Source organism: Mesorhizobium sp. M1A.F.Ca.IN.020.06.1.1, from assembly GCF_004023265.1.
In the GTDB taxonomy this organism is placed as follows: Bacteria; Pseudomonadota; Alphaproteobacteria; order Rhizobiales; family Rhizobiaceae; genus Mesorhizobium.
Map to the genome: position 1 here is coordinate 1 of NZ_RZSR01000977.1, position 2,169 is coordinate 2,169.

General features: G+C 63.8%; 3 protein-coding genes. All 3 read right to left on the minus strand.

The annotated features are described in order from the left end of the window. Positions 1-556 precede the first annotated feature (556 nt). Positions 557-724, minus strand: coding sequence for a hypothetical protein (locus EOA60_RS37850; protein WP_164748467.1), 168 nt, complete (start codon positions 722-724; stop codon positions 557-559). A gap of 71 nt (positions 725-795) precedes the next feature. After that, positions 796-1,395 carry a DUF6456 domain-containing protein gene (locus EOA60_RS29790; RefSeq protein WP_128312389.1) on the minus strand — a complete coding sequence of 200 codons (600 nt, stop codon included), beginning with the start codon at positions 1,393-1,395 and terminating at the stop codon, positions 796-798. A 279-nt stretch (positions 1,396-1,674) separates the two neighbouring features. Beyond that, positions 1,675-2,016, minus strand: coding sequence for a hypothetical protein (locus EOA60_RS29800; RefSeq protein ID WP_127326152.1), 342 nt, complete (start codon positions 2,014-2,016; stop codon positions 1,675-1,677). Positions 2,017-2,169 lie beyond the last annotated feature (153 nt).

Below are 2,169 nucleotides of genomic sequence, written 5' to 3' on the forward strand. Positions count from 1 at the left end.
ATATAGTGACGGGGAGAAAGATGCTGTCACCGCCGCTTTCGCCAACCGCCAACGTCGCGGAATAGCTGCCAGCGTCGCGGCCATCCCCTTCTCCCCGTCACTATACGGGGAGAAGGTGCCGGCAGGCGGATGAGGGGCAGCGCCGAGGCCAGAAGTTTTTGCGCGGTCGTCTTTCAATACGCTCTTCGCAGTGAATCGTCGGAATGAATAACAATGCGAATTTGTCCTTCGGCACGTGGTTTAATCAGTGCTGGGATTGGGAGAGAGCCGCAGCCGCCTCCTGCTTCCAGCTTCAGCGGCCAGTTTCAGCCACTTCAAACTTTCGCCGGCGTCGGCTCTCACCCCGTCTGCCCCAGTGGCATAGGCTTTGCAACCATAAGCTGGTAGGGTGTTGCTGGATCGGCGCCTTCCTCGACAACCAGCAGGCCCCACGAGCCAAGCCGACGGAACCAGTAAATCGCATCCGCCTCTTCTAGACTGGATGGTCACTGCGAAGCGAGGTGGTCGTGGTCGGCTGGCCGGGTCATCTTCAATCCGGAGATCAGTGGATTAACGGTCATCGCCAGCTCGATTTTAGGTGCCCCCAGGCGGCCTTAAGCACAAACAGCAGTGTCATCAACATTGCGGTGTTGAGAACAGGATGGGCGCTAAACACGGTCGCAATTACTGCAGCGACGCCGATCATGAACATCATTGAACCGGAAACAAGTCTAATGAAACGCATTCAGTCACTCCAGTTGCATAGTCACATAAGCAGCTTTCGATCCGGCGCAAGTTTGGCACATCGCTTTCCCCTCACCCTACCTTCCTCCCCATCATCATCCCGTAATGCACCGCCAACAAATCCAGCCCGAGCTTCAGCAGCTTGACCACCACGTCGCGCCCGTCGCCGGTGCGTTCGGCGATGGCCTTCACCGACTGGCCTTCGAGGCAAATCTTGCGCACCACCTCCGCCACCTCCCAGTGGGCGAGCGCGGCCGCTGCGTGGGCGTGGGCGCGGCCGGCTGAGAGCACGCGGTCGGGCACGCCGCCGCCGAGGCGGCCGCCGTCGACGCGCTCGCTCCAGGATTGCGGCTGCAGGCCCTCGCGGGCGGAGCGCTCGAAATCGTCGCGAAAACGCTGGCCCGCCTCGCGTTGCTGGCGGGTGAGCGATGTGATGCCGGTGAGCGGATCGACATTGCGCAGGCGCACGATGCCTCCGGTCGAGGTGTAGCCGCCGTTCGACACCTGGTAGACGCGGCGCGCCTCGGCCGTGCCGGGGGTGAGGCGCTGGCGGCCGAAGGCGTCGGCCTTCAGCGCGAAATCATGGCCGATCTCGCGGCGGATGCGCACCTGCTCGGCCTCGCCCTTGGGGAGTTTCGGCGGTTGCAGGTTCTTGGCGGCTTTGCGGGGCATGGGCGGTGTCCTTTGTGGTGGGTGGTGTGAGTGGCCAACGGGAGAGGCTGCGTTCCTTCGCGCCCCCCTCTGCCCTGCCGGGCATCTCCCCCACTTGGGGGGAGATTGGCAGCTTGGGCGCCCCCGCTCAGACCTGCGAGGGTGGAGGTTGGCGAAAGCGGTGGCGAAGTCTGATCTCCCCCCTTGTGGGGGAGATGTCCGGCAGGACAGAGGGGGGCGCTGTCCCGCCGGCATATCGATCATTGTCGGCTCCCCCTCCGTCGCGGCTGCGCCGCGCGACTAGCCGGGGCGAACCACGGGTCTCGCCCGTCCTTCGGACCCCCCACTTCGCGGCGGCGAAGAAATGAGCGCCCGCTTCGCCAACAGCTCCCGCATCAGCCGCCGTTCCCGCACCTCGATCGAAAGCTGGGCGCTGGACGGGCAGAACTGGGCGTTGTCGACCTTCGCCTCGCCGCGGATGAAGCGCTGGATCGCGGCTTGCACATCGGCAAGCTCGGCATCCTGCACGGCTGCGAGATAGCCGCGCAGCTGCATCTCGGGATCAGCGAGCGCGGATTGCGGGAAGCAACTGAACATCGCGGCCAGCGCTTTCGCCGCCTGCTGCAATTCGGCTGCGGTCATTGATCTCCTCGATGATGGCGTTGGCGGCATCGACATGTGTCTTGCGGCGATGCCAGTTCTGTCCGGCTGAACGGCCCGAAAATAATTTCTCGTTCTTTTGCCGCGGAGCGGCAGCCCGGGAAGAAAACGCCAGGGCGTTTTCGGCTATTGGAT